We start from the raw sequence: 24,920 nt of genomic DNA, 5'->3' as shown, positions 1-24,920 counted from the left end.
CGCAATACGATATTCGGATCGTATCTCGTTGATTTTTAACAAGGAAAATAAACCAGAATTCTCTGTCAGAGAGGTGTTTCGGAAAATCGCATTAGCCTAGACTCTTATATAAGAGTTGAGCAAACGCAGACGCCGATTCGGCGCCGCTCATGCGATTCAGGAACATCAGTCCAGTCTCAGGGAGATTCGCCATGACCTCACGTCAACAACAAGCCCAGCAACTCCAGCAGCAATGGGAAACCGATCCGCGCTGGAAGGGCATCAAGCGCGGCTACTCGGCGGATGACGTCGTCCGTCTGCGCGGCTCGGTGCAGCCGGAGCACACGCTCGCGCGACGCGGCGCCGAACGGCTGTGGGCATCGATCAACGACGAGCCGTTCGTCAACGCGCTCGGCGCGCTGACCGGCAATCAGGCGATGCAGCAGGTCAAGGCCGGCCTCAAGGCGATCTATCTGTCGGGCTGGCAAGTGGCGGGAGATGCCAACGTCGCGGGTGAAATGTATCCCGACCAGTCGCTGTATCCGGCGAATTCGGTGCCGCTCGTCGTGAAGCGCATCAACAACACGCTCACCCGCGCCGATCAGATTCAATGGTCGGAAGGCAAGAATCCAGGCGATGAAGGCTATATCGATTACTTCGCGCCGATCGTCGCCGATGCGGAAGCGGGTTTCGGCGGCGTGCTGAACGCGTTCGAACTCATGAAGGCGATGATCGAAGCCGGCGCCGCGGGCGTGCACTTCGAGGACCAACTGGCGTCGGTCAAGAAATGCGGTCACATGGGCGGCAAGGTGCTCGTGCCGACGCGCGAGAATGTGGCGAAGCTGTCGGCCGCGCGGCTGGCCGCGGACGTGTGCGGCGTGCCGACGTTGCTCATCGCCCGCACGGACGCCGAAGCCGCCGATCTCGTCACGTCCGACATCGACGACAACGACAAGCCGTTCCTCACCGGCGAGCGCACGGTGGAAGGCTTCTTCCGCACGAAGCCGGGTCTCGCGCAGGCAGTTTCGCGCGGCCTCGCCTACGCGCCCTACGCCGATCTCGTCTGGTGCGAAACGGGCAAGCCGGATCTCGAATACGCGAAGAAGTTCGCCGAGGCGATCCACAAGGCATTCCCCGGCAAGATGCTGTCGTACAACTGCTCGCCGTCGTTCAACTGGAAGAAGAATCTGGACGACGCGACCATCGCCAAGTTTCAGCGCGAACTGGGCGCGATGGGCTACAAGTTCCAGTTCATCACGCTGGCCGGCTTCCACGCGCTGAACTACTCGATGTTCAACCTCGCGCACGGCTACGCCCGTTCGCAGATGAGCGCGTTCGTCGAATTGCAGCAGGCCGAATTCGCCGCCGCCGACAAGGGCTTCACGGCCGTCAAGCACCAGCGCGAAGTGGGCACCGGCTACTTCGACGCGGTCACGCAGACGGTCGAGAAGGAAGCATCGACGACCGCCCTGCACGGCTCGACCGAAGACGAGCAGTTCTTCGACAAGAAGGTCGCGTAATACGGCTTCAGCAGGCGAATCAGGGAGAGTGGTGAAAAGAAGCGGCGTCCCGGCGCGCGCAGCCACGCGCCGGGGAACGCCGCTCGCTAGCGATACACGATCACCGGAATCTTCGTATGGGTCAGGACGCGCTGCGTTTCGCTGCCGATCAGCAGACTGCCGAGACCGCGCCGTCCGTGCGACGCCATCAGGATCACGTCGCAACCGTTTTGCTCCGCCGCCTCGATGATGCCGATATACGGCGCGGCATCGATGCTCGTCACGCTCGTGCAGGGCACGCCGGCGCTTTCCGCGGCGCGCTCGACCGCGCGCAGATGTTCGCGGGCTTCGTTCTCGGCGCGGGCGTGAAAATCGTCGGGCGGCTCGACGGCGACATCGGCGAATGGCGAATACGGATACTGAGGCAGGCACGCGTAAGCCGTGATGCGCGCACCGACGGATTGCGCAAGATCGATCGCGCCGTCGATGGCCTTTTGCGATAGCTCCGAGCCGTCGGTCGGCACGAGGATGTGTTTGAACATGGCGTCCTCCCCCGTCAGTTGATGGTGCGTGATTCCATTGTAGTAACGGGCGCCGGCGCAGAGCAATTTCGATGTACCCGCGCGGCGATGCGACGCCGCGCATAGGATTCCGAAGCTTTCACCGGCTCGCAGTCAACCCCAATATCCCGTCGCGTTATAGGTATGTTTGAGCAAATCGAGAAACAATCGCACGCGCAACGGCAGATGCCGCCTTTGCGGAAACACCGCGTGAATGCCGATCGGCGGCGCGGCGTACGCATCGAGCACGCTGACGAGGCGGCCAGCGTCGATGTCATCGCCGACTTCCCACCACGAGCGCCACGCGAGACCGCGGCCTTCGAGACACCATTCGTGCAGCACGGCGCCGTCGGAGCATTCCATCGTGCCGGAAACCTTGATCGTGACAACCTTGCCGTCCTGCTCGAACACCCAGCCACGCTGCTGATTCGCCGACGCGCCGAGTGCCAGGCAATTGTGATGCGCGAGCGCGGCGAGATCGGCGGGCTCGCCACGTTTTTCCAGATACTCCGGCGACGCGACACACACGCGTCGGTTCTCCCCGAGCTTCAAGGAGACCAGCGACGAATCCGGCAACTCGCCGAGACGCACGGCGCAATCGAAGCCTTCGTTGACGAGATCGACCATGCGGTCGGTCAGATCGAGACTCACGGAAACGTCCGGATGCAAGGTCGTGAACTTCGGCACGAGCGGCGCGACGTGACGCCGTCCGAAGCCCGCCGGCGCCGAGACGCGCAAATGCCCGCTCGCCTTCACGCCGCCCGCCGACACGCTCGCCTCCGCGTTCTGCATGTCGTTGATGATGCGCTGGCAGTCCTCGAGAAACGCGGAGCCTTCGAAGGTCAGCGTGATTCGGCGCGTCGTACGCACGAGCAGCTTCACGCCGAGCCGCTCTTCGAGCGCATCCAGCCTGCGTCCGATGACGGCCGGCGCGATGCCCTCCGCCTGTGCCGCCGCCGACAGGCTGCCCTTCGCCGCGACCGAAGCGAAGGTTTCTATCTGCTTGAATCGATCCATGCGCGTTCGTCGTCAATATCGGTGTTGAACCACAGATTAGGTAAGTAAAAGTAAAAGATCAAGTGATGCTGCGGTGCTTTTTCCATCACTTAGATCACGAATACAATCGATTCCGACCTCTAAACGGAGCGCAAGGCTATGTCGGCCATAACGACACACGCATCGTCCAGCGAAATTTCCCGCGAGTTGTCCAAGCTCCCCCGCGCAGTCATCTTCGACGCTTACGGCACGCTTTTCGACGTCCACTCGGTCGTCGCGGCGGCCGAGCAGCTCTTTCCCGGCCTCGGCGACGCACTCTCGAAGCTCTGGCGCCGCAAGCAGATCGAGTACACGCAACTGCGCACGCTCGCCGATCCGTCGGGCGCGCACTACGAGCCGTTCTGGACAGTCACGATCGATGCGCTGCGCCACGCGGCTGCACGCCTGAACCTCGCCGATGCGCTCACGAGCGCCGCCGAAAAGCGCCTGATGGACGAATACGCGTGCCTTTCCGCGTTCCCCGACACGCTGCCCGCGCTCAGATCGTTGCGCGACGGCCTCGCCATTCCGCTCGCGATTTTGTCGAACGGCAATCCGCCGATGCTCGACATCGCCGTGAAAAGCGCCGGCATGAGCGGCCTCTTCGATTACGTTCTGTCGGTCGATGCAGCGCGCGCCTACCAGCCCGCGCCCGCCGCCTACGCGCTCGGCACCCGAGCCTTCGATGCCAGCGCGCGCGACATCGTATTCGCGTCGAGCAACGGCTGGAATGTCGCCGGCGCAACATGGTTCGGCTACACGACTTTCTGGATCAACCGCGCCGCGCTGCCGCCCGAGGAACTGGGCGTCGCGCCGCACGGCAGCGGCTGCGGCATGGCCGATCTCATCGCTTTCATCGAAGGCGGCGCGACGCGCGCCGTCGCCAACTCTCGCCGGATCACGCAGCCGAAAAGCAGGCAGCGCAACGCTTCACGCACAACCACTAGCAAAACCGTCTGACCGACCAAGGAGAAAACCATGACGCATCCATCGAATCCGCTTTCGCTTCCGAAAGGCATGGCCATCTCAGCCGATATCAAGCCCGGCTACGAGACCATCCTGACGCCCGAAGCGCTCGCGTTCGTCGCGTCGCTGCATCGCCAGTTCGAGCCGCGCCGCCAGCAATTGCTCGCGGCGCGCGTCGAGCGCACGAAGCGTCTCGATGCGGGCGAGCGCCCGAGCTTCCTCGAAGAAACGAAATCGATCCGCGAAGGCGACTGGAAGGTCGCGCCGCTGCCGGCAGATCTTCAATGCCGTCGCGTCGAGATCACCGGTCCGGTCGAGCGCAAGATGATCATCAACGCGCTCAACTCCGGCGCGGATTCCTACATGACCGACTTCGAGGATTCAAATGCGCCGAACTGGGACAACCAGATCGTCGGCCAGGTCAATCTGAAGGAAGCCGTGCGCCGCACGATTTCGCTCGAACAGAACGGCAAGTCGTACAAGCTCAACGACAAGATCGCGACGCTGATCGTGCGTCCGCGCGGCTGGCATCTCGACGAAAAGCACGTCACCGTTGATGGCGAGCGCGTGTCGGGCGGCATCTTCGATTTCGCGCTCTTCCTGTTTCACAACGCGAAGGAGTTGATCGCGCGCGGCAGCGGTCCGTACTTCTATCTGCCGAAGATGGAAAGCCATCTCGAAGCGCGTCTGTGGAACGACATTTTCGTCGCGGCGCAGGATGCCATCGGCATCCCGCGCGGCACGATTCGCGCGACGGTGCTCGTCGAAACGATTCTCGCCGCGTTCGAGATGGACGAAATCCTGTACGAGCTGCGCGAGCATAGCTCGGGTCTCAACGCGGGCCGCTGGGATTACATCTTCTCGGCGATCAAGAAGTTCAAGAACGACACGGACTTCTGCCTCGCCGACCGCGCGAAGATCACGATGACGTCGCCCTTCATGCGCGCCTATGCGCTCGAACTTTTGAAGACATGCCACAAACGCAATGCGCCGGCGATCGGCGGCATGTCGGCGCTGATTCCGATCAAGAACGATCCGGCCGCGAACGACAAAGCGATGGGCGGCGTGCGCTCCGACAAGGCGCGCGACGCCTCCGACGGCTACGACGGTGGCTGGGTCGCGCATCCGGGCCTCGTGCCGGTCGCGATGGAAGAGTTCGTGAAGGTGCTCGGCGACAAACCCAACCAGATCGACAAGCAGCGCACCGACGTGCAGGTGACGGCGCACGATCTGCTCGACTTCCGTCCGGAAGAGCCGATCACCGAAGCGGGCTTGCGCAACAACGTGAACGTCGGCGTCCACTATCTCGGTTCGTGGCTCGCGGGCAATGGCTGCGTGCCGATCCACAATCTGATGGAAGACGCCGCGACCGCCGAAATCTCGCGCTTGCAGGTGTGGCAATGGATCCGCTCGCCGAAGGGCAAGCTCGACGACGGCCGCAAGGTCACGGCATCGATGGTGCGCGAGATCACCATCGACGAACTGGAGAAGGTGAAGCAGGCGGTCAGCGCGTCGGGCGCGGACACGAAGCCCTACGAACGCGCGGCGAAAATCTTCGAGGAAATGTCGACTTCGGCGCACTTCACCGAGTTTCTGACGCTGCCGCTGTACGAGGAAATTTGAGCGTTTCGCGTCGTCTCGCGCACGAACGGAAAACGGCCTTCGGGCCGTTTTTTCGTCTGGCACGCCGCATGGATCGCGCACGGCGTGTGCTACATTGCGCATCGTCTTTTCAACGATTCAACCGTGGAGCGCACTCATCGTGCGAACGACAGCATGAGCAATATCCAGCTCGATATCGAATGGACCGAAGCGGCATCGCGCAAGATCGAAAAACTGATGCCGCGCAACGCGAACAAGGACTCGTATCTGGCGCTGCCGCCCGTCGAATGCCTGCCGATGGAAGGCGACGTGCTGTTCCTCGGACCGTCCGGCAAGCAGCAGCCGTTCATCGTCGCGGAGCGCCAGTATCATCACGACGGCGACGCCGACTGGACCATCATCCTGATCCTCGACGTCCCGCAAGAAACGCATTAAAAGCGCTGTCCGGTCCGTCAGAGAATCTTGCTCGCGACACGGACTTCGCCGTGCTCGCACAAGTCCGGCGATTTGGCGCGGAACGTCTGGATGTGCGCCGTTTCGCCGTGCTTCGCGAGCGCGGCCTCGCTCTCCCAGCGCTCGACGAAGATAAAGCGCCGCGGCTCCTTCAGGTCGCGGTGCAAGTCGTATTGCAGCGCACCCGCCTCCTTGCGCGTCGGCTCGACGTTCGCTTCCAGCACTTCCCTCAGTTCCTCTTCCTTGCCCGGTTTGGCAACAAAGATCGCGACGACGGCAACTTCCGACATGAGCTTCTCCTTTCTTACTTGAACGATGGAAGCACGAGCATAACCGCGCATCGCGCATGTCGCCGAAAACGCCCGATCTGCAAGCCAAAGAAAAAGCCCGCGTTCCAAGAGAAACGCGGGCAAAAACCGTCGCCCTACGAGGATAGGCGACGGGGCCATCGGGGTTCGCGCAGCGCGAACCAATCGTCTGTTTGTCAGGTACAACGTGCGTGATACCCGCGCTTCGTGGAACTTCCGGCGGGTGATTTACGCCACTGATGCAATGTACTGTCCGGGCGTTCATTTCTATAAGCTTTTGCGCACATTTCCCGATAGAAAGAATTGTCTGCGCAATATTTACGCGTCGCTCGCATTTCCGTGCGCGCTGAAAAAATCGTTTGCGCGCCCGGCGGCGACATCGGCAGCGTAAAAAAACCGCCTCGCGAAGGAGGCGGTTTCTGGGGATCGGCGCGGAAAACGATCAGCTGATCTGGTCGGCGAGCAGCGCCATGATCTGGCGAGCTTGCGGCGACGAATCGACTTCGCCCTTGTCGTCGACGATCGCCACGCGCGTTTGCTGCTCGGTGACGGCGCGCACGTTGACCTGATACTGCTTCGCCTTCATTTCCTTGCGGCCGTGGAATACCTGGCTCCAGAAGCCTTGTTCCGCCGACGACTTGTCCGTCGGATCGACGTAGCGCACGTAATAGACGCCCTTGCTGCGGTCGCGGTCGTCCACCGTGAAGTTGGCGCGATCGAGCGCGATGCCCACGCGCAACCACGCGCGGTCGTACGCTTCCGGCAAGGTCAGTTGCGACGATGCGGCCTCGGGCACGACTTCGTTGCGGATCGGCGAATTGCCCGCGTACGCGGCGTTCTGCGCCGCGACCGACGCCGCCTTCGCATCGCCGCCCTTCGCGGCTTGCGCGCCCGCAGCACCGGCGGCCGGGGCGTCGAGCGGCGTTGCGCCGCCGGAAGCCGCCCGCTGGTCGGCCAGCGACAGCGAGGACATCAGGCGCTTGAGGTATTCGTTCTCGAGCGCGGGATCGTTCGGGCGGGCCTGCCACTGGCTCGTGTCATTGTTCACGCCGGTCAGCGCCTCGCGCATGCCCTTCTGGCTGATGAACACATACGTGCCGCCGTTCGGCGCCGCTTCGAGACGCGTGCGGTACTTGTTGCGCTCGGCCGTGACATACGAGTTGCCGGTTGCCTTGGCGAGCGTGTCGCGGATTAGGCCGTCGGAAATCTGCGGATGGGTTTCGTTCCAGTCCGTTTCCATCACGCCCTTGTCGCGCTGATCGACGACGAGCAGAAAGCCCTGCTCCTGCCAGAAACGGCGGACCTGCGGCCACACCTGATCGGGCGTCTTGCCATCGACGACGAGCCAGCGCTCGGTGCCGTCGCGCTGAACGCGCATGCCCGACACCGGCGGAACCACCGTGGGCGCGTTCGGTGCGACTTTCTGAATCTGCTGCAGATCGGACAGCGATGCCTGCCCGCCCTGCGGCGGCAATGAACGCTGATCGGCCGCTTCGTCGAGCAGGTTCGGCGGCACGGCGAGAGACACCTGTTTCGAACGCTGATCGCTCTTGTAGTTGAACGCGTTGGGATTGGACGAGCCACATCCCGCCACGATTCCGGCCACCGCGAAGAGCGCAGCCATCCGCTTCGTTACACGAAAATCTGTCATTTGGAGAAGTCCTTCCGCTACGCCACGGGCGTTCTTCCGTGGATCAACCCGTTATTTTACCGGTCCGCCGTGCGCCGTGACAAAAAAGAGGTCACGACGGCTTCCGGCAAGGCTGCGCAGCGCGCCCATTAAACGTTGCCTTTCAATGACGAAAGCAGACTACGCGCAGCCAAAAGGCGCGCCTCAAATTTCCATTTAAGCCGCTCCGCATCGAATTGACAATTTATGACAATCGCGAAAAGCGGCAATTCGGCTTTTCGATCTGCGTAACCTTTTGATTCATAGAGACTTCTTTTTCTCCGACGCGCATCCGCCCGTTTCGCGCGGAAACATCGACGTGTATCAGTTTTTTCTGACTTCCTCCTAAAATCGCATCTCGAAAATAAGAAGAGTCCTAATTAACGGAGAGAACGTCATGAGAAAAATCAGAATTCCTCACTACGCGACCGCGTGCCTGACCATTCTGGCGATCGGCGCGTCGGCTAATGCCCACGCGCAGCTCGGTGCCGCCGGGCGCGCGTCGAGCGCATCGCAGGGCGATGTCGTGCATCAGGCGCAGAGCGGCCTCGTGAAATTCCACGAAACGACCGATGCCGACGGCATCGTCGTGCGTGAGTATGTCGATTCGAGCGGCACGGTGTACGCGGTGTCCTGGCGCGGCCCGGCGATGCCGGACGTCCGCACGCTGCTCGGCAGCCATTTCGAGACGTTCAGGCAAGGCGCGAGCGCGTCGGTCGGCGATGCGGGCCTGCATGCGGCGCACGTCGCCGCGGGCGATCTCGTCGTCGAAAATCGCATGCGGCTGCGCGAATTCATCGGCCGCGCATGGCTTGCGAGCGCCCTGCCGCCGGGCGTCAGCGCAACGGACATTCAGTAAGAGGCCCGCCATGAACCCACGCGCCCTTCTCTCGATCGCCGCACTCGGCACTTGCGTTCTGCTTCACGCCTGCGGCGGCGGCGGAGGTTCGGACGGCGGCTCGAACGGCAGCGCCGCCGCGTCGCCTCACCAGGCCAGCGCGCCCCAGACGGCCAGCGCCGCGACGCCCGCGAGCGCGGCGTCGTCCCCATCCACCGGCACGACCGTCGCGCAATCGACGACGCCCAACGTCCAGATCATCCATGTTTCCAGCACGCCGACCAACACGCGCAACATGCTGCAAACCAGCGTGACGATCTGCGTGCCGGGCACGGACACATGCCAGACCATCGACGACATTCAGGTCGATACCGGCTCGCACGGCTTGAGAGTGCTGGCGTCCGCACTCAGTCCGTCGATCGCGTTGCCGCTCGTTGCGGGCGGCAGCCAGAGCGCGATCATCGCGGAATGCGCCGTGTTCGGCTCAGGCTATACGTGGGGCGCGGTCCGCACGGCCGATATCCGGCTCGCGAGCCAGGTCGCGCGCTCGACTTCCGTGCAACTGATCGCCGACTCCGCCGCAGGCAACGCGGCGCAGGACTGCAGCCAGTCCGGCCTGCCGATGCTCTCCGCGTCGAGCCTGCGCGGCAACGGCATCCTCGGCGTCGGACCATTCACCGCCGACTGCGGCGCGGGATGCGCGACCTCGGCGATGCCGCGCTGGTACTACAGCTGCATCTCGGGCAACTGCACCGCGAGCAAGCTGGCGGTCGCGCAGCAGGTGACCAATCCGGTCGCGAACTTCGCGTCGGACAACAACGGCGTGCTGATCGAGCTGCCCGACGTGCCGGATAGCGGCGCATCGGCGGTCACGGGGACGATGACCTTCGGCATCGGCTCGCAGTCGAACAATCTGCTCGGCTCGGCCACGGTGCTCAAGGCGAGTTCGCTGTCCGGCTACGTCACGACGGATTTCGGCGGCAGCCAGTACGGTTCGAGCTTCATCGATAGCGGATCAAACGGCGTCTTCTTCCCGTCGGCGACGCTCGCGAAGTGCGGCGCGTGGTATTGCCCGTCGACGCCGACGACGATCGCCGCGACGATCCGTTCGTCGAGCGGCGCGCAGAGCGCGGTGAGCTTCACCATCGCGCAATCGACGACCTTGTTCGGCACCGGCCACTTCGCCTTCGACAATCTCGCCGGCTCCGCGAGCGGCTTCTTCGACTGGGGCTTGCCTTTCTTCTACGGACGGCGCGTGTTCACGGCGCTCGCAGGACGCCCGACGCCCGCAGGACCGGGACCGTTCTACGCGTTCTGAGTCCGCAAACGAAAAAACCGTCTCCGGTTTCCCGGAGACGGTTTTTATCGGTTCCGCGTCGCGACTACGCCTTGCTCTCTTCGTCGAAGATTTTCTGCGCGAGGTGGAACGCCGAATTCGCCGCCGGCACGCCGCAGTAGACCGCCGTTTGCAACAGCACTTCCTTGATCTCGTCTTGCGTGACGCCGTTGTTCTTCGCGGCGCGCAAGTGCAGTGCGAGTTCTTCGCTGCGGTTGAGCGCGACCATCATCGCGATCGTGATGAGGCTGCGCGTGTGACGCGGCAGGCCGTCGCGCGTCCAGATTTCGCCCCACGCATAGCGCGTGATGAAGTTCTGGAATTCGGTCGTCAGCTCGGTGCGGTTTGCAAGCGAGCGGTCGACGTGCGCGTCGGACAGCACCGCGCGGCGCACTTTCATCCCGGCTTCGTAACGTTCGTCGTCGGTCATCTTTATTCTCCGAGGAAGTCGAGGACGGCGCGCGTGTAGTCGTCGCGCTTTTCGATGTTCGACAGATGCGCCGCGTCCAGTTCGACGTAGCGCGAGCCGCCGATATAACCCGCGAGCTCGCGGCCCTGCTCGGCCGTCGTCGACAGATCGTGCGTGCCCGCAATCACAAGCACGGGCAATGCGATGGTCTTCGCTTCGTCGCGCAGGTCGGCGTCGCGGATCGCCTCGCAGTTCGACGCGTAGCCGTCGCCGTTGGTGTGGCGGAACACGTCGCGGATATTCGCGAGTTCGAGCTGCTCACGCTCGATGAAGGGCGCGGTAAACCAGCGCGCGATCACGGCGTCGGTCAGCGCGGGCATGCCGCCCGGCTCGCGCGCTTTCGCGGCGCGCGGCGTCCACACGGCGTCCGAGCCGATCAGCGCGGCGGTGTTCGACAACACCACGCGCGAGAAGCGCTCCGGATGACGCGCCGCCAGCCCGATGCCGGTCAGCCCGCCCATCGACAGGCCGCAGTAGTTCGCGCGCTCGATTTTCAGATGATCCATCAGGCCGATCACGTCGCCGATCAGCTGATCGATCGTGTACGGGCCCGGCGGCACGTCCGAATGACCGTGGCCGCGCGTGTCGTAGCGCACGACGCGATAGCGCGCGGCGAACGCCTCGATGTTCGGCGTCCACATCGAGACATCGGCGCCGAGCGAATTCGACAGCACGAGCCACGGCGCGTTGTCGCCCGCCGTCGCGTCGATGCGATAGTGAATCCGTGTTCCGTTGACTTCGGCAAGAGGCATGTTTTTACCGCTCCTGTGTGTTCCTGCTTATTTCGAGTGAGCGTTCGCGATGGCGGCATCGACGAACGCCTGCGCCTGTCCGACGTAATTCGCCGGATCGAGCAGCGATTTCAGTTGATCCTGCGAAACATGACGCGTGACGGTTTCGTTCGAGAAGAGTTCGTCGAAGAGCGACGTGCCGTTCGCCACCGACGCCTTCGACGCGCCTTCGACGAGCTTGTGCGCGTCGAGCCTGCCGATTGCGTCGCCGAGCGCGAGCATCACCGCTTCGCCGAGAATCAGTCCGTTGGTCACGTCGAGATTGCGTGCGAGCCGTTCGACATTGACTTCCATCGACGGAACGATGCCCACGATGTTCGACAACGCGCCCGCCGTCAGACGCGCGAGATCGGGCAGCGCTTCCCATTCGGCCTGCCAGCCGCCAAGCGCGCGCTCGTGCTCCTGGACCATGCCCGCGAAGATCGTCGCGACGAGATTCGGCGCGCGCGTCGCGGCGGTCAGAACGGCCGCGCAGCCGACTGGATTGCGCTTGTGCGGCATCGTCGACGATCCGCCCTTGCCTGCGGCCGCCGGTTCGGCGACTTCTCCGAGCTCGGTCTGCATCATCAGCGAGACATCGCGCGCGATCTTGCCCAGCGTGCCCGTCAGCATGCCGAGAAACGACGCGGTTTCCGCGATGCGATCGCGCTGCGTGTGCCACGGCAACGCGGGAAGCGCCAGCTTCAGGTCCTGCGCAAGCGATGCCGCGACCGGCAAGGCCTTGTCGCGCAGACTCGCGAGCGTGCCCGCCGCGCCGCCGAATTGCAGCACGAGCGCGCGCGACCTCAGTTCGCCGAGGCGCTCGCGATGACGCGTCACTGCATCGAGCCATTGCGCGAACTTCAGGCCGAGCGTGATCGGCAGCGCCTGCTGAAGCCAGGTGCGGCCGATCATCGGCGTGTTTTTGTGGGCTTGCGCCTGCGTGGCGAGCGCATCGGAGAGCGAGCGCAGATCCGCATCGATCAGATCGAGAAACGCGCGCAATTGCAGCACGACGCCCGTATCGATGATGTCCTGACTCGTCGCGCCCCAATGCACGTACTTGGCTGCTTCGGCGTCGCGCGCCTTTACGACGGCCGTCAGTTGCTTGACGAGCGGAATCGCGAGATTGCCGCCCGCCGCGGCGCCGGTCATCAGCGCATCGGCGTCGATGTTATCGGCATCGCAGGCGGCGACGATCGCATCCACCGCGCCCGACGGAATCACGCCATGCAGCGCGGATGCGCGCGCGAGCGCGGCTTCGACATCGAGCATGGCCTGCACGGTCGCGCGCGGCGACCAGATCTCGTTCGCGGCGGCGTTGCCGCAAATGAGATCGGTCAAACGTCCGGTCGATGAAAACATGTGATCAGACGCGCTCGATGATCATCGCGATGCCTTGGCCGACGCCAATGCACATCGTGCAAAGCGCGTAACGTCCGCCCGTGCGATGCAACTGGTAGCTCGCGGTCGTGACGAGCCGCGCGCCGGACGCGCCCAGCGGATGGCCGAGCGCGATCGCACCGCCGTTCGGATTGACGCGGGGATCGTCATCGGCGACGCCGAGCATGCGCAGCGTCGCCAAACCTTGGGACGCGAACGCTTCGTTCAGCTCGATCACGTCCATCTGGTCGATGGTCATGCCGAGACGCGCAAGCAGCTTCTGCGAGGCCGGACCCGGACCGATGCCCATCACGCGCGGCGGCACGCCGGCCGTGGCCAAGCCCAGAATGCGCGCGCGCGGCGTGAGGCCGTTGCGCTTCGCGCTTTCCTCGTCGGCTATCAGCATCGCGACCGCGCCGTCGTTCACGCCCGACGCGTTGCCCGCCGTCACCGAGCCGTCCGGACGCACGACGCCCTTCAGTTTCGCGAGCGCTTCGAGGCTCGTTTCGCGCGGATGCTCGTCCTTGTCGACGACGAGTGCATCGCCCTTTTTCTGCGGAATCGTCACCGCGACGATTTCCTGCGCCAGCGTGCCGTCCTTTTGCGCGCGCGCCGCCTTCTGCTGCGAGCGCAGCGCGAACGCGTCCTGATCGGCGCGGCTGATCTTGTAGTCGTCCGCGACGTTTTCGGCGGTTTCCGGCATCGAATCGACGCCGTACTGCTTCTTCATCAGCGGATTGATGAAGCGCCAGCCGATGGTCGTATCGTGGATTTCTGCGGAACGCGAGAACGCGCTCGTCGCCTTGCCCATCACGAACGGCGCGCGGCTCATGCTTTCGACGCCGCCCGCGATCATCAGGCTCGTCTCGCCCGACTTGATGGCGCGCGCGGCCACGCCGATCGCATCCATGCCGGAGCCGCACAGACGATTGACCGTCGAGCCCGGCGTGCCGACCGGCAAACCGGCCAGCAGCGCCGACATGCGCGCGACGTTGCGGTTGTCTTCGCCCGCCTGATTCGCGCAGCCGTAGATCACTTCGTCGATGGCTTCCCAGTCCACTTCCTTGTTGCGCTCGACCAGCGCGCGCAGCGGCACGGCGCCGAGATCGTCGGCGCGCACGGAGGACAGCGAACCGCCGTAACGGCCGATCGGCGTGCGGATGGCATCACATACGAAAGCTTGTTTCATCTTCAATGTCTCCAGAATTCTCTCAGGCTGCTTCGGTCAGCGGCGCGAATTGCAGCGGCACCTGGGCCAGCTTCCGCAACTCTTCGAACGACAGGCCGTCGACGATTTCGCGCACGACGAAGCCTTCCGGCGTCACGTCGAACACGGCGAGATCCGTGTACACGCGATTCACGCACGCGACGCCCGTCACCGGATACGTGCAGGCGTCGACCAGCTTGCTCTCGCCCTGCTTGGTGAGCAGTTCCATCATCACGTAGACCTGCTTCGCGCCGATCGCGAGATCCATCGCGCCGCCGACAGCCGGAATCGCGTCGGGCGCGCCGGTGTGCCAGTTCGCGAGATCGCCCGTCGCGGAAACCTGGAAGGCGCCGAGCACGCAGAAGTCGAGATGGCCGCCGCGCATCATCGCGAACGAATCGGCGTGATGGAAAAACGCGCCGCCGGTCAGCAACGTGACGTGCTGCTTGCCTGCGTTGATGAGTTCGTCGTCTTCCTCGCCTTTGGCGGGCGCCGGTCCCATGCCGAGCAGGCCGTTTTCGCTGTGCAGGAAGATCTCGCGGTCCGCCGCGAGATGATTGGCGACGAGCGTCGGCACGCCGATGCCCAGGTTCACGTACGCGCCTTCGGGAATGTCCGCGGCCACGCGCTTGGCCATTTCGTCACGAGTGAGTTTCTTCATGGCTTTTCGTCCTTCCTTAAGCGGCGAGTTCGGCTTGATGCACGGCTTGCGGTACTTCGACGACGCGCTGCACGAAAATGCCCGGCGTCACGATGTTTTCGGGGTCCAGCTCGCCGAGCGCGACGACCTTCGAGACCTGCACGATGGCCGTTTTCGCGGCGCTCGCCATGATCGGACCGAAGTTGCGCGCAGTTTTACGATAGACCAGATTGCCCCAGCGATCGCCCTTATATGCCTTCACGAGCGCGAAATCCGCGTGCAGCGGCGCTTCGAGCACGTAGTGCCGGCCGTCGATCACGCGCGTTTCCTTGCCTTCGGCGAGCTTCGTGCCGTAGCCCGTCGGCGTGAAAAATCCGCCGATGCCCGCGCCCGCCGCGCGGATGCGTTCCGCCAGATTGCCCTGCGGCACGAGTTCCAGCTCGATTTCGCCCGCGCGATAGAGCGCGTCGAACACATGCGAGTCCGTCTGACGCGGGAACGAGCAGATGATCTTGCGCACGCGCTTCGCCTTCAGCAGCGCGGCCAGTCCCGTGTCGCCGTTGCCGGCGTTGTTGTTGACGATCGTGAGCCCGCGCGCGCCCTGCTCGATGAGCGCGTCGATCAGCTCGGACGGCATGCCCGCCGTGCCGAAACCGCCGATCATGATGGTCGCGCCGTCGTGGACGTCGGCGACGGCCGAGGCGAGCGAATCGAAAATCTTGTTGATCATTGCCGTTCCTGTCTGTCTCGAACTGGGGTTTACCTGCTCGTCAGCACACTTGCGCTGAAATGTTCGTCATGCGAACATGGATTCGTTTAGCGAACATCGGCATGTTAGTCCCGCATTCGTTGTCGTGTCAACGAAGCATGCGCGAAGTGGGGGTTTTCACCGAGCTCGAACTTCGCCTCGACCGCCCGTTCGCGCTTTCATCACAGGCCTTATGAAGAATTCAGCCACGCTCAATCCGGATGCCGAGCCGCAAGACGCGCAGGCGCGCCCCGGCGATGCCTACGTGCAGTCGTTCGCGCGCGGGCTCGCTGTCATCCGCTCGTTCGATGCGAACCGCCCCGCGCAGACGCTGACGGATGTCGCGGCGGCCACCGGCCTCACGCGCGCCGGCGCGCGCCGCATCCTTCTGACGCTGCAGGCGCTCGGGTATGTCGAGGCCGACGGGCGTCTCTTTCAGTTGACGCCGAAGATTCTCGACCTCGGCTTCGCCTATCTGACGTCGATGCCCTTCTGGAATCTGGCCGAACCGGTAATGGAAGATCTCGTCGAGCAAGTGCACGAAAGCTGCTCGGCGGCCGTGCTGAACGGCGCGGAAATCGTCTATGTGCTGCGCGTGCCGACGCACAAGATCATCACGCAGAATTTGTCGATCGGCAGCCGTCTGCCTGCGTTCTGCACGTCGATGGGCCGCGTCCTGCTCGCCGCGCTCGACGAAGCGCGCCTCGACGAAGCGCTCGATGCGAGTTCGCTCGTCGCGCGCACGCCGCGCACGATCGTCGACAAGGGCGCGCTCAAGGAAGCCATCGCCGCGGTGCGCCGCCAGGGCTGGGCAATCGTCGATCAGGAACTGGAGGAAGGACTGATTTCGATGTCCGCGCCGATCCGCGACCGGCAAGGCCGCGTGATCGCGGCGCTGAACATCAGCGGCAACGCGCAGCGCAAGAACGCAAAGCAGATGGTGAAGGCGTTTCTCGAACCGCTGCAGGAAGCGGCGCAGCGCGTGTCGGACATGGTCGCGCGGCGCGGATGACGCCGTATCGACGCGAGGAGACGGCGGTTCCGAAATGAACGATCTCGATCTCAACCTGATTCCGTACCTCGTCGCCATCGAGGAGACGCGCAACGTGAGCCGCGCCGCCGAGCGGCTCGGGGTGAGTCAGCCGCGCGTGTCGACCGCGCTCGCACGTCTACGCGAGTACTTCAACGATCCGCTCTTCGTGCGCACCTCGCGCGGCATGGAGCCGACGCCGCGCACCATCGCGCTCGTGCCCGCGGCGCGCGAGGCGCTGGCGCGCATCGAACGCGGCCTGCTCGACCGGCAGCACTTCGATCCTTCGACGAGCGCGGAGACGTTTTCGATCGCGCTTTCCGATGTCGGCGAGATCGTCTTTCTGCCGCGCCTCTTGCAGGCCTTCGCGAAGGAAGCGCCGAACGCGAATCTGCGCTCGGTGTCGGCGTCGCATGGCGATGTGGAGCGCGGGCTCGAAGCCGGCGATATCGATCTGGCGGTCGGCTACTTTCCGGACTTGCGCGGCAACAACTTCTTTCAGCAGCGGCTTTTCTCGCACCGGTTCATCTGTCTGATGCGGCGCGATCATCCGTTCGCGAACCAGCCGCTCACGCTCGAACGCTTCATGGAATGCGGCCACGCGGTCGTGCGCGCGGAAGGCCGCAGCCAGGAAGTGCTGGAGAATTATCTCGACAAGGAACGCGTGCGCCGGCGCGCGGTGCTCGAAACGCCGCACTTCATGAGCCTGCCGTTCATCCTGTCGCGCACCGATCTGATCGCGACGGTGCCGCATGCGATCGGCTTCGCGTATGTCGCCGAACATGCGTCGATCACGCTCGCCGAGCCGCCGCTCGCGTTGCCCCGCTTCGATCTGAAGCAGCACTGGCATCGCAAGTTTCACAACGATGCGCGCACGATGTGGCTGCGCGGCATCGTCGCTTCGCTCTTCAACGACGAGCTAGACGAGTGGCCGAAGTAATGCTCGACGTCGCCCGTCGATGCTCCACGCGCCCGGCCCCGCCGCCGCGATGAACAAATAGATGAACGACAGCAGCACGGCCGGCTCGCCCTGATTCAATAGCGGCAGCAGGAAGTTTCCTTTCGGCGCGTGCCCGATGAAGTACGCGAACGCCAGTTCGCCCGACAACACGAACGCCGCCGCCCGCGTGAACAGGCCGATCAGCACGAGCACGCCGCCGATCAATTCGATGACGCCCGCCACGCCGAGCAGCGAGACGAGCGGCAGACCGTCGAACATCGCGATGTGCGGAACATGGAACAGCTTCGCGCTCGCATGCGTGAGCAGCAGATACGAAGCGACGATGCGCAGCAGCGCGTGAGCGTAGACGGCGAGCGCCGACGCGTTGGCCGCGGATGGTCGAGTGTGTGTCGCAGACATCGCAAAACTCCAGTGAAGGTAGGTTGCCTGCAGTTTAGGCAGACATCGTCGGTCGATAAATCCGGCTAACATTAGCGTTTTGTTTCCCGGCAGGAAATGATCGATGGATGCTCTCACCAGCTTGCGCGTGTTCCGCGAAGTCGTCGAGGCCGGCAGCTTCGTGAAGGCTGCTGAACGGCTCGACATTTCGACCGCGATGACGAGCAAGCACGTCGCCAATCTGGAGCGCCAGCTCGGCGTGCGTCTCCTGAACCGCACGACGCGTCACCTGAGTCTCACGGAAGCCGGCAACGTCTACTACGAGCAATGCAGCGAGGCGCTCGACATCCTGCAGGCCGCGCAAGCTGCCGTCGGCGTGCAGACGGCGGAGCCGCAAGGCGTGCTCAAGGTCACGGCGCCAGGCTGGTTCGCCAATCGCACCTTCGCGGATCTGCTTGTCGCGTATCAGGCGCGCTATCCGGGCGTGCTCGTCGATCTGCGGCTGGAGAATCGCTTCGTCGATCTCGTCGAGGAAGGCTACGACATGGCGATTCGCGCCACGTCGGAGCCTTCGCCCTCGCTGATCGTCAGGCCGCTGTGCAAGATGCCGTTCGTGCTCGCGGGTTCGCGCGCGTATCTCGAACAGCACGGCAAGCTGCGTCATCCGGATGATGTCGCGCGTCATCGCTTCGTGTTGCCGACCTACACGAATATCGATTCCGTCACGTTGACGGGCCCGGACGGCGCGTTTACCGTGAAGAACCAGGCGGTGCTCAAGACCAACGATACGTCGATGGCGCTACAGCTCGTGCGCGCCGGACTCGGGCTCGCATACTTTCCGGCGTGGATCGTCGAGCCGGAATTGGCGTCGGGCTCGCTCGTGCGCGTGCTGCCGAGCTATTCGGCGTTCGCGCCGTCCGTGTATGCGGTGTACACGAGCCGCAAATTCATGACGACGAAGGTGCGGACGTTCATCGATTTCCTGTCGGAGTCGCTGGCCGATCGGCCAATCTGATTAGGATTACTCTTATTTTTGCGTCGAGACTTGCGTGTAATCATCGCGCTCGCTTCCGGAAGCGGGCGCTCCAGACGCAACATAAATCCATCTTGCGCGCCGCCGGGATCGTCCCTTCTACCCATACGCGAGGCGCGCGACATGCATTTTCCGTGGCTTCCCTTGATTTTTATCCTGAGTTTGCTGGGCGTGACGCTCTTCGTCTGCCGCACGTTGAATGCGAGCGAACGCGCTCTGAAGTGGAACGGCGCCTTGATCTTTCTGTGTCTGTGCGGCGCGGCCATGGTGCTGGACTTCACGTTGACGATGATTTTTGCGTCCGCCGGCTTCGATGAGCGCACGGCGTACGACACTTTCGGATCGCGCATCGCGTGGACGGAGCGCATCGCCACCTATCTGATTCCATGCGCGATTTCGTTGCTTCTGGCTTTGAGGTTCCGCAGGCGTCAGCGCTTCGCGCTGGAAGTCTCGCCTGAGCGGGCGTCGGCCGAGCGCGAGGATTCGGTGAAGATCCAGACGTCGCCGTACACGCAGTCGGAACTGACGCTCTGACGCATTGCGAGTGAATTTTGTGAGTGCAACAGCGAAATTGTTGGAAGCAGTTCTACTATTCGTTTCTCTCTGATATACTTTCGCTCTTTCGGGGCGTAGCGCAGCCTGGTAGCGTACCTGCATGGGGTGCAGGTGGTCGGAGGTTCAAATCCTCTCGCCCCGACCAGACAAGAACCCGCGTCAGCATTGGCTGACGCGGGTTTTTTCTCGTGCCTATTTTTTGTGCAGGCTATGCAGGGTATTAGAAGACTTCTAATATTCTCATCCGGCCGGCGCAACCGATGGTTGTACAGGAGGCGAAGTGGGGAAGCGGCTCAATGCAGCGCGGACGGAACTGCGGTTTGCGCGGGAAGCGATCGAGGCGATGAAGGCGGCGAGGACCATCGCCGAACTTGACGTTCACTGGAAAGAGTTTCTCAGTCGAACGACCCGGATTTGGAACAAAACGGAAGCGTCGCTCAAGGGCGACCCGAAATTTTTCAACTCAGTTCACACGAAGCGCGCCAAAGAGGCGCAGAAACGGGACCCGCTCATCAAGTACCTTGCCCGAGCCCGTGATGCGGACGAGCACACGATCGACCCGATCACGGAAGAGATTCCCGCGGGTCCTGAGTATCGTGTAGACGGCCCAAATGGATCGTGGATTTCATTGCGCGACGTCAAATTGACACGCGCCGACGGGAAGCCTGAAACGATACCAATAAGAGTCGAGGGGTTCACCTCTGTGCGCTTCGCACCGGCGGAAATCTTTGCATTGCCTGCGGTCACCCGCGGTCAAACGACGCCGGTTCCCGACTCCCACAACGGCCACCCTATCGCAGAACACACCATGGTGGCGTTCGCCGAGCTTGGGCTTGCTTTCTATACGTCAATAATCGACGGCTTGGAGAACGACGGCTGGGATCGATAAGATTCGAGTTATATACTGTGCATTCATACAGTATTCGCCCTAAGCGGAATGGAGTCGGAAGTGGGGGCGATGTGGTGTCCCGTCTGCGCGCGCAGGCTCGCGCGCGACGAGTGTCAGCCGGCGCTCGGCGACATACCGGATAGATGGATGTGGGGAGATTGCGACTGCATCGACAACGAGTACGACGACGAGTACGAGCGCCCTGAATGGCTCTCGGCGGCCGAACGACCGCCCCCCGCGTGCGATGGGTAGGAACGGAAGCGTTATCCTCGGCGAGGTCGCCGCGCTTTGAAGCGCGCGACGGTACCACGTGAGCGCTCGCATCTCGGGTCATACTTAGCCGGTCGGACTCGATTTTCGCCGCTGCTTGTGTCGGTCGATCGCGTAAACCACGAGCGTGATTACTACCCACGACGTCGGCGGAATCCAGAAAGGCAGGTTAGATGCCTGCACGCACTTGGACAGCGGCGGAGTGTCAGCAGTTGTGGTGCACTCAAGGTGCCCTTTCAGGCTGAGGCCGCTCGTGACAATCTCCCCTGCAACTCCAACGAGAAGGGTCGCGACGATTGCGATAGTGCAGCTCAGCGCCAAGCTAAGCTTTCTTTGCGGCCGTGGGCGCTCCCATTGATACGCGTAGATGATTGCTAAGACGGTTATCGATACAACACCGTTCATGTAATCGAATGGACCTTCGGCGATCAAAACGGCAAGCACCACTGCAAGCGCTGCGCCTAGAAGCGCCGCCGCATCCACGGGATTCTCGTCCATTTCGATCCGCCTAAGATTCAACTCAATGACGAACGGCCGACCTACTGGCAGCGGAAATGCAGCGCAGCCGAGACGAAGTCACGGTAATGCGCACTGAATAACGACGGAGCGCAGTGCGCGCAATGCAGCCTTAGCGAAATATAGCACTTCGCTACGGTCCTTCAATTTCCACGATCGGCTTGCGACGACCCTTGTCTCATGACGTGTCGGAGAACGATCGTCTCGGAATCGCGCGAGCCGCTGTCGCAAATTTTGACCGGTCGCGTCCTCTATACGATAGCAATGAAAACGCACTGTGTGCGCTAGCGAACATTGCTCTTTACGATCTCCTTCCTTTCGTTTAAAAAAATTCTAACCTTCCAGCTATCCATAACAAACCGCATTAAACCATTCACTGCGACGCTTTCACGCCGCAGGAAGGGTATTTCAATCAGCTGGCTTCCATAAAATCTAGTGGGGACTGCCATGAATAATAAGAAATTATTCGTCACCGTAATCACGTCACTAGTGTTTTTGAGCGCGTGCGGCGCTCCCCAATATGATCAAGTTGCCGATCAGAAAATTTCGACACTGCAAGGCGACATCAACGCTCAAGCAGTGAAACTTTTGCGATCCAACAAGACAACATCAACAACAGATGAGAAAAAGGCTGGAGACTACTCATCGAACACAAAATTTTACGACAAGGCAAAAGTAGATGTGTCTGCAATCGAGATGAGGATGCTGGCGCAGCCTGACAAATCAACGCAGCACATTAGCGGAGTCATCGACAACCTTAGAACAAATCTAGATGCCGAGGAAAAACTTCACGAAGAGGACAACCGATTAGCTGATCCACTTATAGTTTCCTATCGCAACGGAATGACTATAGATCTTCAATGGCTTCTCATGTACGAGTTGGGTTTGAAGCAAGGAGCGAAGAAAGTTGACGTCGAAAAGCAGGACGCAAAGTGATTCTTGAATAGGAGCCGATATCATGTCGATAGACAAAACGGCAGTAATAAAAGAGGCGCTAAAGAAGCTGGAAGAAGTCTTGCAGGGTAAGTTTGAATTGATTGCAAAAACTGCACCCCTTCAGCTTCGGCTTCTTACTGAAAATGCGTTAATCATAAAAGATCCCGACAACGGGCTCAACGATAAACAGCGAGAAAATCTTCACCAGTTGCAAATTCGAAACCTGCAAGATTTCGTGCTGGGCACCAAAGCGCTCAGCATTGTAGCGGCCGAGCAAGCCGCAGAGGCCGTCTGGGAAGTGATTATAAATGCCATAGGAAAAGCGATTACCCATTGAATGCGACCATCGATTATCGAGCGTTGCCGGTCTCCGTCGAGGATGCGGTTGCAAGTCACCAGGTGCCGGCGGGCGCTCAACGAGCGCGCTGCCGAAATCGGTCAAGCAGCAATGGTATTTCCTCCGTTCGGACCAGCGCTCGCCCGTTACTTATTTCTTGTCGTTAATCCCTGCCGGCGGTCGTTGCGCTGCAGATGCCCGCGATCACTCCTTGCTGCTGGAGGATGCAGACGTAGTGCTGTAGGTATTCGGCTTTTGCGCGGGCGTCACTGTCGGCGTCGTCGACGATCCCGAAAAGAGCCGATCCAAACGCAGGTGATAGCTCGGCTGTGCCACCGGAGCCATCGCCCACGCCGCCGGCGCTTGCGCTTGAATTTGCGGCGTCGTCACGGCTTGCGGGGGTGTAGGCGGTGACTGCGACGCGCAGGCGGCGAGCGCCATCAGCGATAGCAGCGCGATTCTTCGCATTGTCGGCATCATGGGAGGCCTTCTCCTGATTGAGTTGCGTATCGAGCGCCGCGATCTGCGTCGCCGCGTCGTTCTGTTTTGCGATCGCCGCGCGCGCCGCGCTTGCTGCGGCGTCGGACACGGCCTGAAGCTTCTGCGCGTTGATCTCGTTGTCACGTGCGCGCGCGGTCTGCTCGCTCGCGAGCTTCGTGGCGTCGACGGTGTGCACCGCGATGCCGCCGATTGCGATGCCGAGCGCGCCCGCGATGATTCCTGTGATGAGGTATGGAGACATGTCAGTTTCCTCGGCAGGCCTGCGCCTCGAGCTGGCGACGCGTCACGATGCCGGCGCATCGGTTCGAGGCTATTGCACAGTCTTTGCCAGCAACGAAGCGCCATTTGATGAACTCGCTGCACGCGCCGGGGAAGTCGCGCGCGATGTAGCGACGTCGTAGCGTCGAGCCTTTGTAGTTCGGTACGCCGATGTTGTAGGCGAGATCCACAACCGCAACCTTCTGACCGTCGGTCAACGAGTCGAAGCCCGGCGTGATGTCGCGCACGGCCGACGCATAGCCCGCGAGACTGTCGCCGAGCATGGACTTGCACTCCGGCAGCGTGTACGCGCGCATCTCCACATTCGTCTCACCGAAGCAAACGGTCTGGATGTTGTTCGCGAGACGATCGTTGTAGGGTTTAAGCGAGACGCCCTCCTGCGACGCGGTCAGCGTGACGAGCGCGGCCGCTGCTGCTGCCCCGAGCGTCGCGGCGAGTGTCTTCTTGCTCGGCCGCTTACTCGGCTGTTGCGCTTGCGTCGCCATCCGCTGCCCCGCTCGTGGTCGTTTTTGGAGCCGTCGTTGTGTAGCGCGCGGCGATGATTGCAAGACAGCCGACCGCGATCGCGATTGCGAGCCGCCAGCTATCCGGAAGCAGCGACTTCACTTCGTCGGGCATGCCCGTCCATGCCGCCTCGATGAAGGGCGATGCGGCTGAGACGGCGCCGAGCGTCGCAGCGATGATGGTCGACGAATACGTGTGCACCTTGGCCGCGTCATCGACCAGGCGAAGCTTGAGGTTCATAGGGCCCCTAAAAAGAAAAACCCGGCGCTCGGCCGGGTTCGGATTGAAAGCGTGTGTTGGCTTATCGCCGGATGCCCGCCCAAGGCTGCGCGGGCAATGACGGATGCGTCGCCGTCTCGAGCTTCTTGTCGACTGCCTTCGCGGTGTTTGCGGCCTCGTCGGCCTTCGTCGCGGCAACGGCGACTTTCTGCTCGACGGCCTCCGTCTTTTGGGCGGCCACTGTCGCCGCTGCGGCGGCCTGCCGTGTTTGCTTGATGAGGGCAGCCTGGCGCGCGTCGGTCAGCTTCGCGCGGTCGCCGAGAAAGCGCAGCGTGTATTGCGCGACATCATGCGTATCGGTGATCAACGATCGAAGGTCGGACATAGCCTGGATGTTTTGCTGGTTCTGCTGCTGCAGCTGCTGCACCTTGCTCTCGTATTCGGCAACGCATGCGTTCCTCGTTTCGGCTCGCACCTCGGGGAACCGTTTGATGTAAGCCGTGCGCTCCTTGGTCCAATTCGCACGCTCCACCGACATGCCCCATTGCCCGATGAAGAAGCCGACCGCGGCGACGCCCGCCAAGCCGCCGAGGAGACATGCGCCCATCACCCACCACCGCCAGTCACGAACGCGAGACATCTGACTCCCTCCGGTTTTCGATCGCCTTCTCGAGGCGTTCGATTCTGGTTTTCAACTCGAGCACCTCGGCCTCCGCGCGCTGCGCGCGTCGGTCAGCAGCATCTGCTCGCTGTTCCGCAGAGCGCATCAATTCTTCGGCACGGTCCGCGCGTTGCACGGCGAGCAGCTCGCGAGCCTCCGCGCGACCGGCCCGCTCTTCGGCTAACGTTGCCAGGCGTTCAAACCGCGCGATCGCCTCGACCTGTGCGGCAGAGTCGGCCTTGACGATGTTGGCCTCGCCCTCGCTCTCGGCTTGTCGCCTGCGATCGATCTGCCGCCACATGCGGCCACCAACCCAGAACGTGCCTACGCTTCCGAGAGCCGTGACGATTGATTTAACGCCCTCGTTCCAGAATTCCGACATCTGGTCT

General features: G+C 62.4%; 30 protein-coding genes and 1 tRNA gene. 14 read left to right on the top strand and 17 right to left on the bottom strand.

The genetic code is table 11. The features are described 5' to 3' along the window. The first annotated feature begins 191 nt into the window (after window positions 1-191). Window positions 192-1,499 carry an isocitrate lyase gene (aceA, locus tag LDZ23_RS05795; protein ID WP_008350146.1) on the top strand — a complete coding sequence of 436 codons (1,308 nt, stop codon included), beginning with the start codon at window positions 192-194 and terminating at the stop codon, window positions 1,497-1,499. Between the two features lie 86 nt (window positions 1,500-1,585). On the opposite strand, the gene LDZ23_RS05790 is transcribed toward aceA, so the two are convergent. Continuing rightward, window positions 1,586-2,020 carry a universal stress protein gene (locus LDZ23_RS05790; protein ID WP_008350148.1) on the bottom strand — a complete coding sequence of 145 codons (435 nt, stop codon included), beginning with the start codon at window positions 2,018-2,020 and terminating at the stop codon, window positions 1,586-1,588. A gap of 132 nt (window positions 2,021-2,152) precedes the next feature. After that, on the bottom strand, window positions 2,153-3,055 hold the full coding sequence (locus LDZ23_RS05785) for a LysR family transcriptional regulator (RefSeq protein ID WP_034472020.1): 903 nt from the start codon (window positions 3,053-3,055) through the stop codon (window positions 2,153-2,155). Between the two features lie 138 nt (window positions 3,056-3,193). Between LDZ23_RS05785 and LDZ23_RS05780 the strand changes: the two genes are divergently transcribed. The 3 genes from LDZ23_RS05780 (at window position 3,194) to LDZ23_RS05770 (ending at window position 6,076) form a co-directional block, all read left to right on the top strand. Beyond that, window positions 3,194-4,033, top strand: a complete 840-nt coding sequence (locus LDZ23_RS05780) for a haloacid dehalogenase type II (RefSeq protein WP_244808012.1) — start codon at window positions 3,194-3,196, stop codon at window positions 4,031-4,033. An 18-nt stretch (window positions 4,034-4,051) separates the two neighbouring features. Beyond that, window positions 4,052-5,662 carry a malate synthase A gene (aceB, locus tag LDZ23_RS05775; RefSeq protein WP_244808011.1) on the top strand — a complete coding sequence of 537 codons (1,611 nt, stop codon included), beginning with the start codon at window positions 4,052-4,054 and terminating at the stop codon, window positions 5,660-5,662. Between the two features lie 153 nt (window positions 5,663-5,815). Then, on the top strand, window positions 5,816-6,076 hold the full coding sequence (locus LDZ23_RS05770) for a hypothetical protein (RefSeq protein ID WP_008350156.1): 261 nt from the start codon (window positions 5,816-5,818) through the stop codon (window positions 6,074-6,076). Between the two features lie 17 nt (window positions 6,077-6,093). On the opposite strand, the gene LDZ23_RS05765 is transcribed toward LDZ23_RS05770, so the two are convergent. Together LDZ23_RS05765 and bamC are read right to left on the bottom strand one after the other, a co-directional pair. Continuing rightward, window positions 6,094-6,384: a putative quinol monooxygenase gene (locus LDZ23_RS05765; RefSeq protein ID WP_008350158.1), complete on the bottom strand. Its 291-nt coding sequence runs from the start codon at window positions 6,382-6,384 to the stop codon at window positions 6,094-6,096. Between the two features lie 460 nt (window positions 6,385-6,844). Then, on the bottom strand, window positions 6,845-8,053 hold the full coding sequence (gene bamC / locus LDZ23_RS05760) for an NlpB/DapX family lipoprotein (RefSeq protein ID WP_034472024.1): 1,209 nt from the start codon (window positions 8,051-8,053) through the stop codon (window positions 6,845-6,847). Between the two features lie 415 nt (window positions 8,054-8,468). Between bamC and LDZ23_RS05755 the strand changes: the two genes are divergently transcribed. Continuing rightward, window positions 8,469-8,930: a DUF2844 domain-containing protein gene (locus LDZ23_RS05755; RefSeq protein WP_008350161.1), complete on the top strand. Its 462-nt coding sequence runs from the start codon at window positions 8,469-8,471 to the stop codon at window positions 8,928-8,930. 10 nt (window positions 8,931-8,940) lie between these two features. Next, entirely contained in the window at window positions 8,941-10,227 is a 1,287-nt protein-coding gene (locus LDZ23_RS05750; protein ID WP_034472026.1) for a DUF3443 domain-containing protein, read from the top strand. Window positions 10,228-10,291: 64 nt separating this feature from the next. Here the strand turns inward: LDZ23_RS05750 and pcaC are convergent, their stop codons facing one another. From pcaC to LDZ23_RS05720, 6 genes are read right to left on the bottom strand one after another with little or no spacing between them, the layout of a single operon-like run. Next, window positions 10,292-10,675 carry a 4-carboxymuconolactone decarboxylase gene (gene pcaC, locus LDZ23_RS05745; RefSeq protein WP_008350165.1) on the bottom strand — a complete coding sequence of 128 codons (384 nt, stop codon included), beginning with the start codon at window positions 10,673-10,675 and terminating at the stop codon, window positions 10,292-10,294. A gap of 2 nt (window positions 10,676-10,677) precedes the next feature. After that, window positions 10,678-11,466: a 3-oxoadipate enol-lactonase gene (pcaD, locus tag LDZ23_RS05740; protein WP_175979964.1), complete on the bottom strand. Its 789-nt coding sequence runs from the start codon at window positions 11,464-11,466 to the stop codon at window positions 10,678-10,680. A 27-nt stretch (window positions 11,467-11,493) separates the two neighbouring features. Continuing rightward, window positions 11,494-12,849 (bottom strand): 3-carboxy-cis,cis-muconate cycloisomerase, encoded by a 1,356-nt coding sequence (locus LDZ23_RS05735; RefSeq protein WP_244808010.1) that lies wholly within the window; start codon window positions 12,847-12,849, stop codon window positions 11,494-11,496. 4 nt (window positions 12,850-12,853) lie between these two features. Then, window positions 12,854-14,056 (bottom strand): 3-oxoadipyl-CoA thiolase, encoded by a 1,203-nt coding sequence (gene pcaF, locus LDZ23_RS05730; RefSeq protein ID WP_244808009.1) that lies wholly within the window; start codon window positions 14,054-14,056, stop codon window positions 12,854-12,856. 22 nt (window positions 14,057-14,078) lie between these two features. Continuing rightward, complete coding sequence (locus LDZ23_RS05725; protein ID WP_034472035.1) at window positions 14,079-14,735, bottom strand: 3-oxoacid CoA-transferase subunit B; 657 nt, start codon at window positions 14,733-14,735, stop codon at window positions 14,079-14,081. Between the two features lie 16 nt (window positions 14,736-14,751). After that, window positions 14,752-15,444 carry a 3-oxoacid CoA-transferase subunit A gene (locus LDZ23_RS05720; protein WP_008350174.1) on the bottom strand — a complete coding sequence of 231 codons (693 nt, stop codon included), beginning with the start codon at window positions 15,442-15,444 and terminating at the stop codon, window positions 14,752-14,754. 211 nt (window positions 15,445-15,655) lie between these two features. Here LDZ23_RS05720 and LDZ23_RS05715 point away from each other — a divergent pair, with 211 nt between their 5' ends. Both LDZ23_RS05715 and LDZ23_RS05710 read left to right on the top strand, forming a co-directional pair. Then, window positions 15,656-16,474, top strand: a complete 819-nt coding sequence (locus tag LDZ23_RS05715) for an IclR family transcriptional regulator (protein ID WP_008350176.1) — start codon at window positions 15,656-15,658, stop codon at window positions 16,472-16,474. 34 nt (window positions 16,475-16,508) lie between these two features. Beyond that, window positions 16,509-17,432 (top strand): LysR family transcriptional regulator, encoded by a 924-nt coding sequence (locus LDZ23_RS05710; RefSeq protein WP_008350178.1) that lies wholly within the window; start codon window positions 16,509-16,511, stop codon window positions 17,430-17,432. On the opposite strand, the gene LDZ23_RS05705 is transcribed toward LDZ23_RS05710, so the two are convergent. Next, window positions 17,412-17,852, bottom strand: coding sequence for a DoxX family protein (locus LDZ23_RS05705; protein ID WP_244808008.1), 441 nt, complete (start codon window positions 17,850-17,852; stop codon window positions 17,412-17,414). The two genes, LDZ23_RS05710 and LDZ23_RS05705, sit on opposite strands and share 21 nt — an antisense overlap. Before the next feature lie 103 nt (window positions 17,853-17,955). On the opposite strand from LDZ23_RS05705, the gene LDZ23_RS05700 reads away from it, so the two are divergent. The 4 genes from LDZ23_RS05700 (at window position 17,956) to LDZ23_RS05685 (ending at window position 20,308) form a co-directional block, all read left to right on the top strand. After that, a complete protein-coding gene (locus tag LDZ23_RS05700; RefSeq protein WP_244808007.1) occupies window positions 17,956-18,846 on the top strand; it encodes a LysR family transcriptional regulator in 891 nt (296 codons plus the stop codon). A gap of 141 nt (window positions 18,847-18,987) precedes the next feature. Next, complete coding sequence (locus tag LDZ23_RS05695; protein WP_175979959.1) at window positions 18,988-19,398, top strand: hypothetical protein; 411 nt, start codon at window positions 18,988-18,990, stop codon at window positions 19,396-19,398. An 89-nt stretch (window positions 19,399-19,487) separates the two neighbouring features. Beyond that, a tRNA-Pro gene (locus LDZ23_RS05690) sits at window positions 19,488-19,564 on the top strand. A 135-nt stretch (window positions 19,565-19,699) separates the two neighbouring features. Then, window positions 19,700-20,308 (top strand): hypothetical protein, encoded by a 609-nt coding sequence (locus LDZ23_RS05685; protein ID WP_244808006.1) that lies wholly within the window; start codon window positions 19,700-19,702, stop codon window positions 20,306-20,308. A 336-nt stretch (window positions 20,309-20,644) separates the two neighbouring features. On the opposite strand, the gene LDZ23_RS05680 is transcribed toward LDZ23_RS05685, so the two are convergent. Further along, window positions 20,645-21,076, bottom strand: coding sequence for a hypothetical protein (locus LDZ23_RS05680; protein WP_244808005.1), 432 nt, complete (start codon window positions 21,074-21,076; stop codon window positions 20,645-20,647). A gap of 465 nt (window positions 21,077-21,541) precedes the next feature. On the opposite strand from LDZ23_RS05680, the gene LDZ23_RS05675 reads away from it, so the two are divergent. Both LDZ23_RS05675 and LDZ23_RS05670 read left to right on the top strand, forming a co-directional pair. Then, window positions 21,542-22,030: a hypothetical protein gene (locus LDZ23_RS05675; RefSeq protein ID WP_244808004.1), complete on the top strand. Its 489-nt coding sequence runs from the start codon at window positions 21,542-21,544 to the stop codon at window positions 22,028-22,030. A 22-nt stretch (window positions 22,031-22,052) separates the two neighbouring features. Beyond that, on the top strand, window positions 22,053-22,367 hold the full coding sequence (locus LDZ23_RS05670) for a hypothetical protein (protein ID WP_244808003.1): 315 nt from the start codon (window positions 22,053-22,055) through the stop codon (window positions 22,365-22,367). A gap of 163 nt (window positions 22,368-22,530) precedes the next feature. On the opposite strand, the gene LDZ23_RS05665 is transcribed toward LDZ23_RS05670, so the two are convergent. From LDZ23_RS05665 to LDZ23_RS05645, 5 genes are all read right to left on the bottom strand, one after another. Beyond that, window positions 22,531-23,043, bottom strand: a complete 513-nt coding sequence (locus LDZ23_RS05665; RefSeq protein ID WP_244808002.1) for a lysis system i-spanin subunit Rz — start codon at window positions 23,041-23,043, stop codon at window positions 22,531-22,533. A gap of 67 nt (window positions 23,044-23,110) precedes the next feature. Further along, entirely contained in the window at window positions 23,111-23,632 is a 522-nt protein-coding gene (locus tag LDZ23_RS05660) for a glycoside hydrolase family protein (protein ID WP_244808001.1), read from the bottom strand. Further along, complete coding sequence (locus tag LDZ23_RS05655) at window positions 23,604-23,891, bottom strand: DUF7940 domain-containing protein (protein WP_244808000.1); 288 nt, start codon at window positions 23,889-23,891, stop codon at window positions 23,604-23,606. Before LDZ23_RS05655 ends, LDZ23_RS05660 begins: the two co-directional genes overlap by 29 nt. 61 nt (window positions 23,892-23,952) lie before the next feature. Next, the gene (locus tag LDZ23_RS05650) at window positions 23,953-24,453 is read right to left on the bottom strand and encodes a hypothetical protein (protein ID WP_244807999.1); all 501 of its coding nucleotides are present in this window, start codon (window positions 24,451-24,453) and stop codon (window positions 23,953-23,955) included. 40 nt (window positions 24,454-24,493) lie between these two features. After that, entirely contained in the window at window positions 24,494-24,913 is a 420-nt protein-coding gene (locus tag LDZ23_RS05645; protein WP_034473981.1) for a hypothetical protein, read from the bottom strand. Window positions 24,914-24,920: the final 7 nt, after the last annotated feature.

This window comes from Caballeronia zhejiangensis, from assembly GCF_022879815.1.
Classification (GTDB): domain Bacteria; phylum Pseudomonadota; class Gammaproteobacteria; order Burkholderiales; family Burkholderiaceae; genus Caballeronia; species Caballeronia zhejiangensis.
This window is presented reverse-complemented; position numbering and strand designations above follow the sequence as displayed.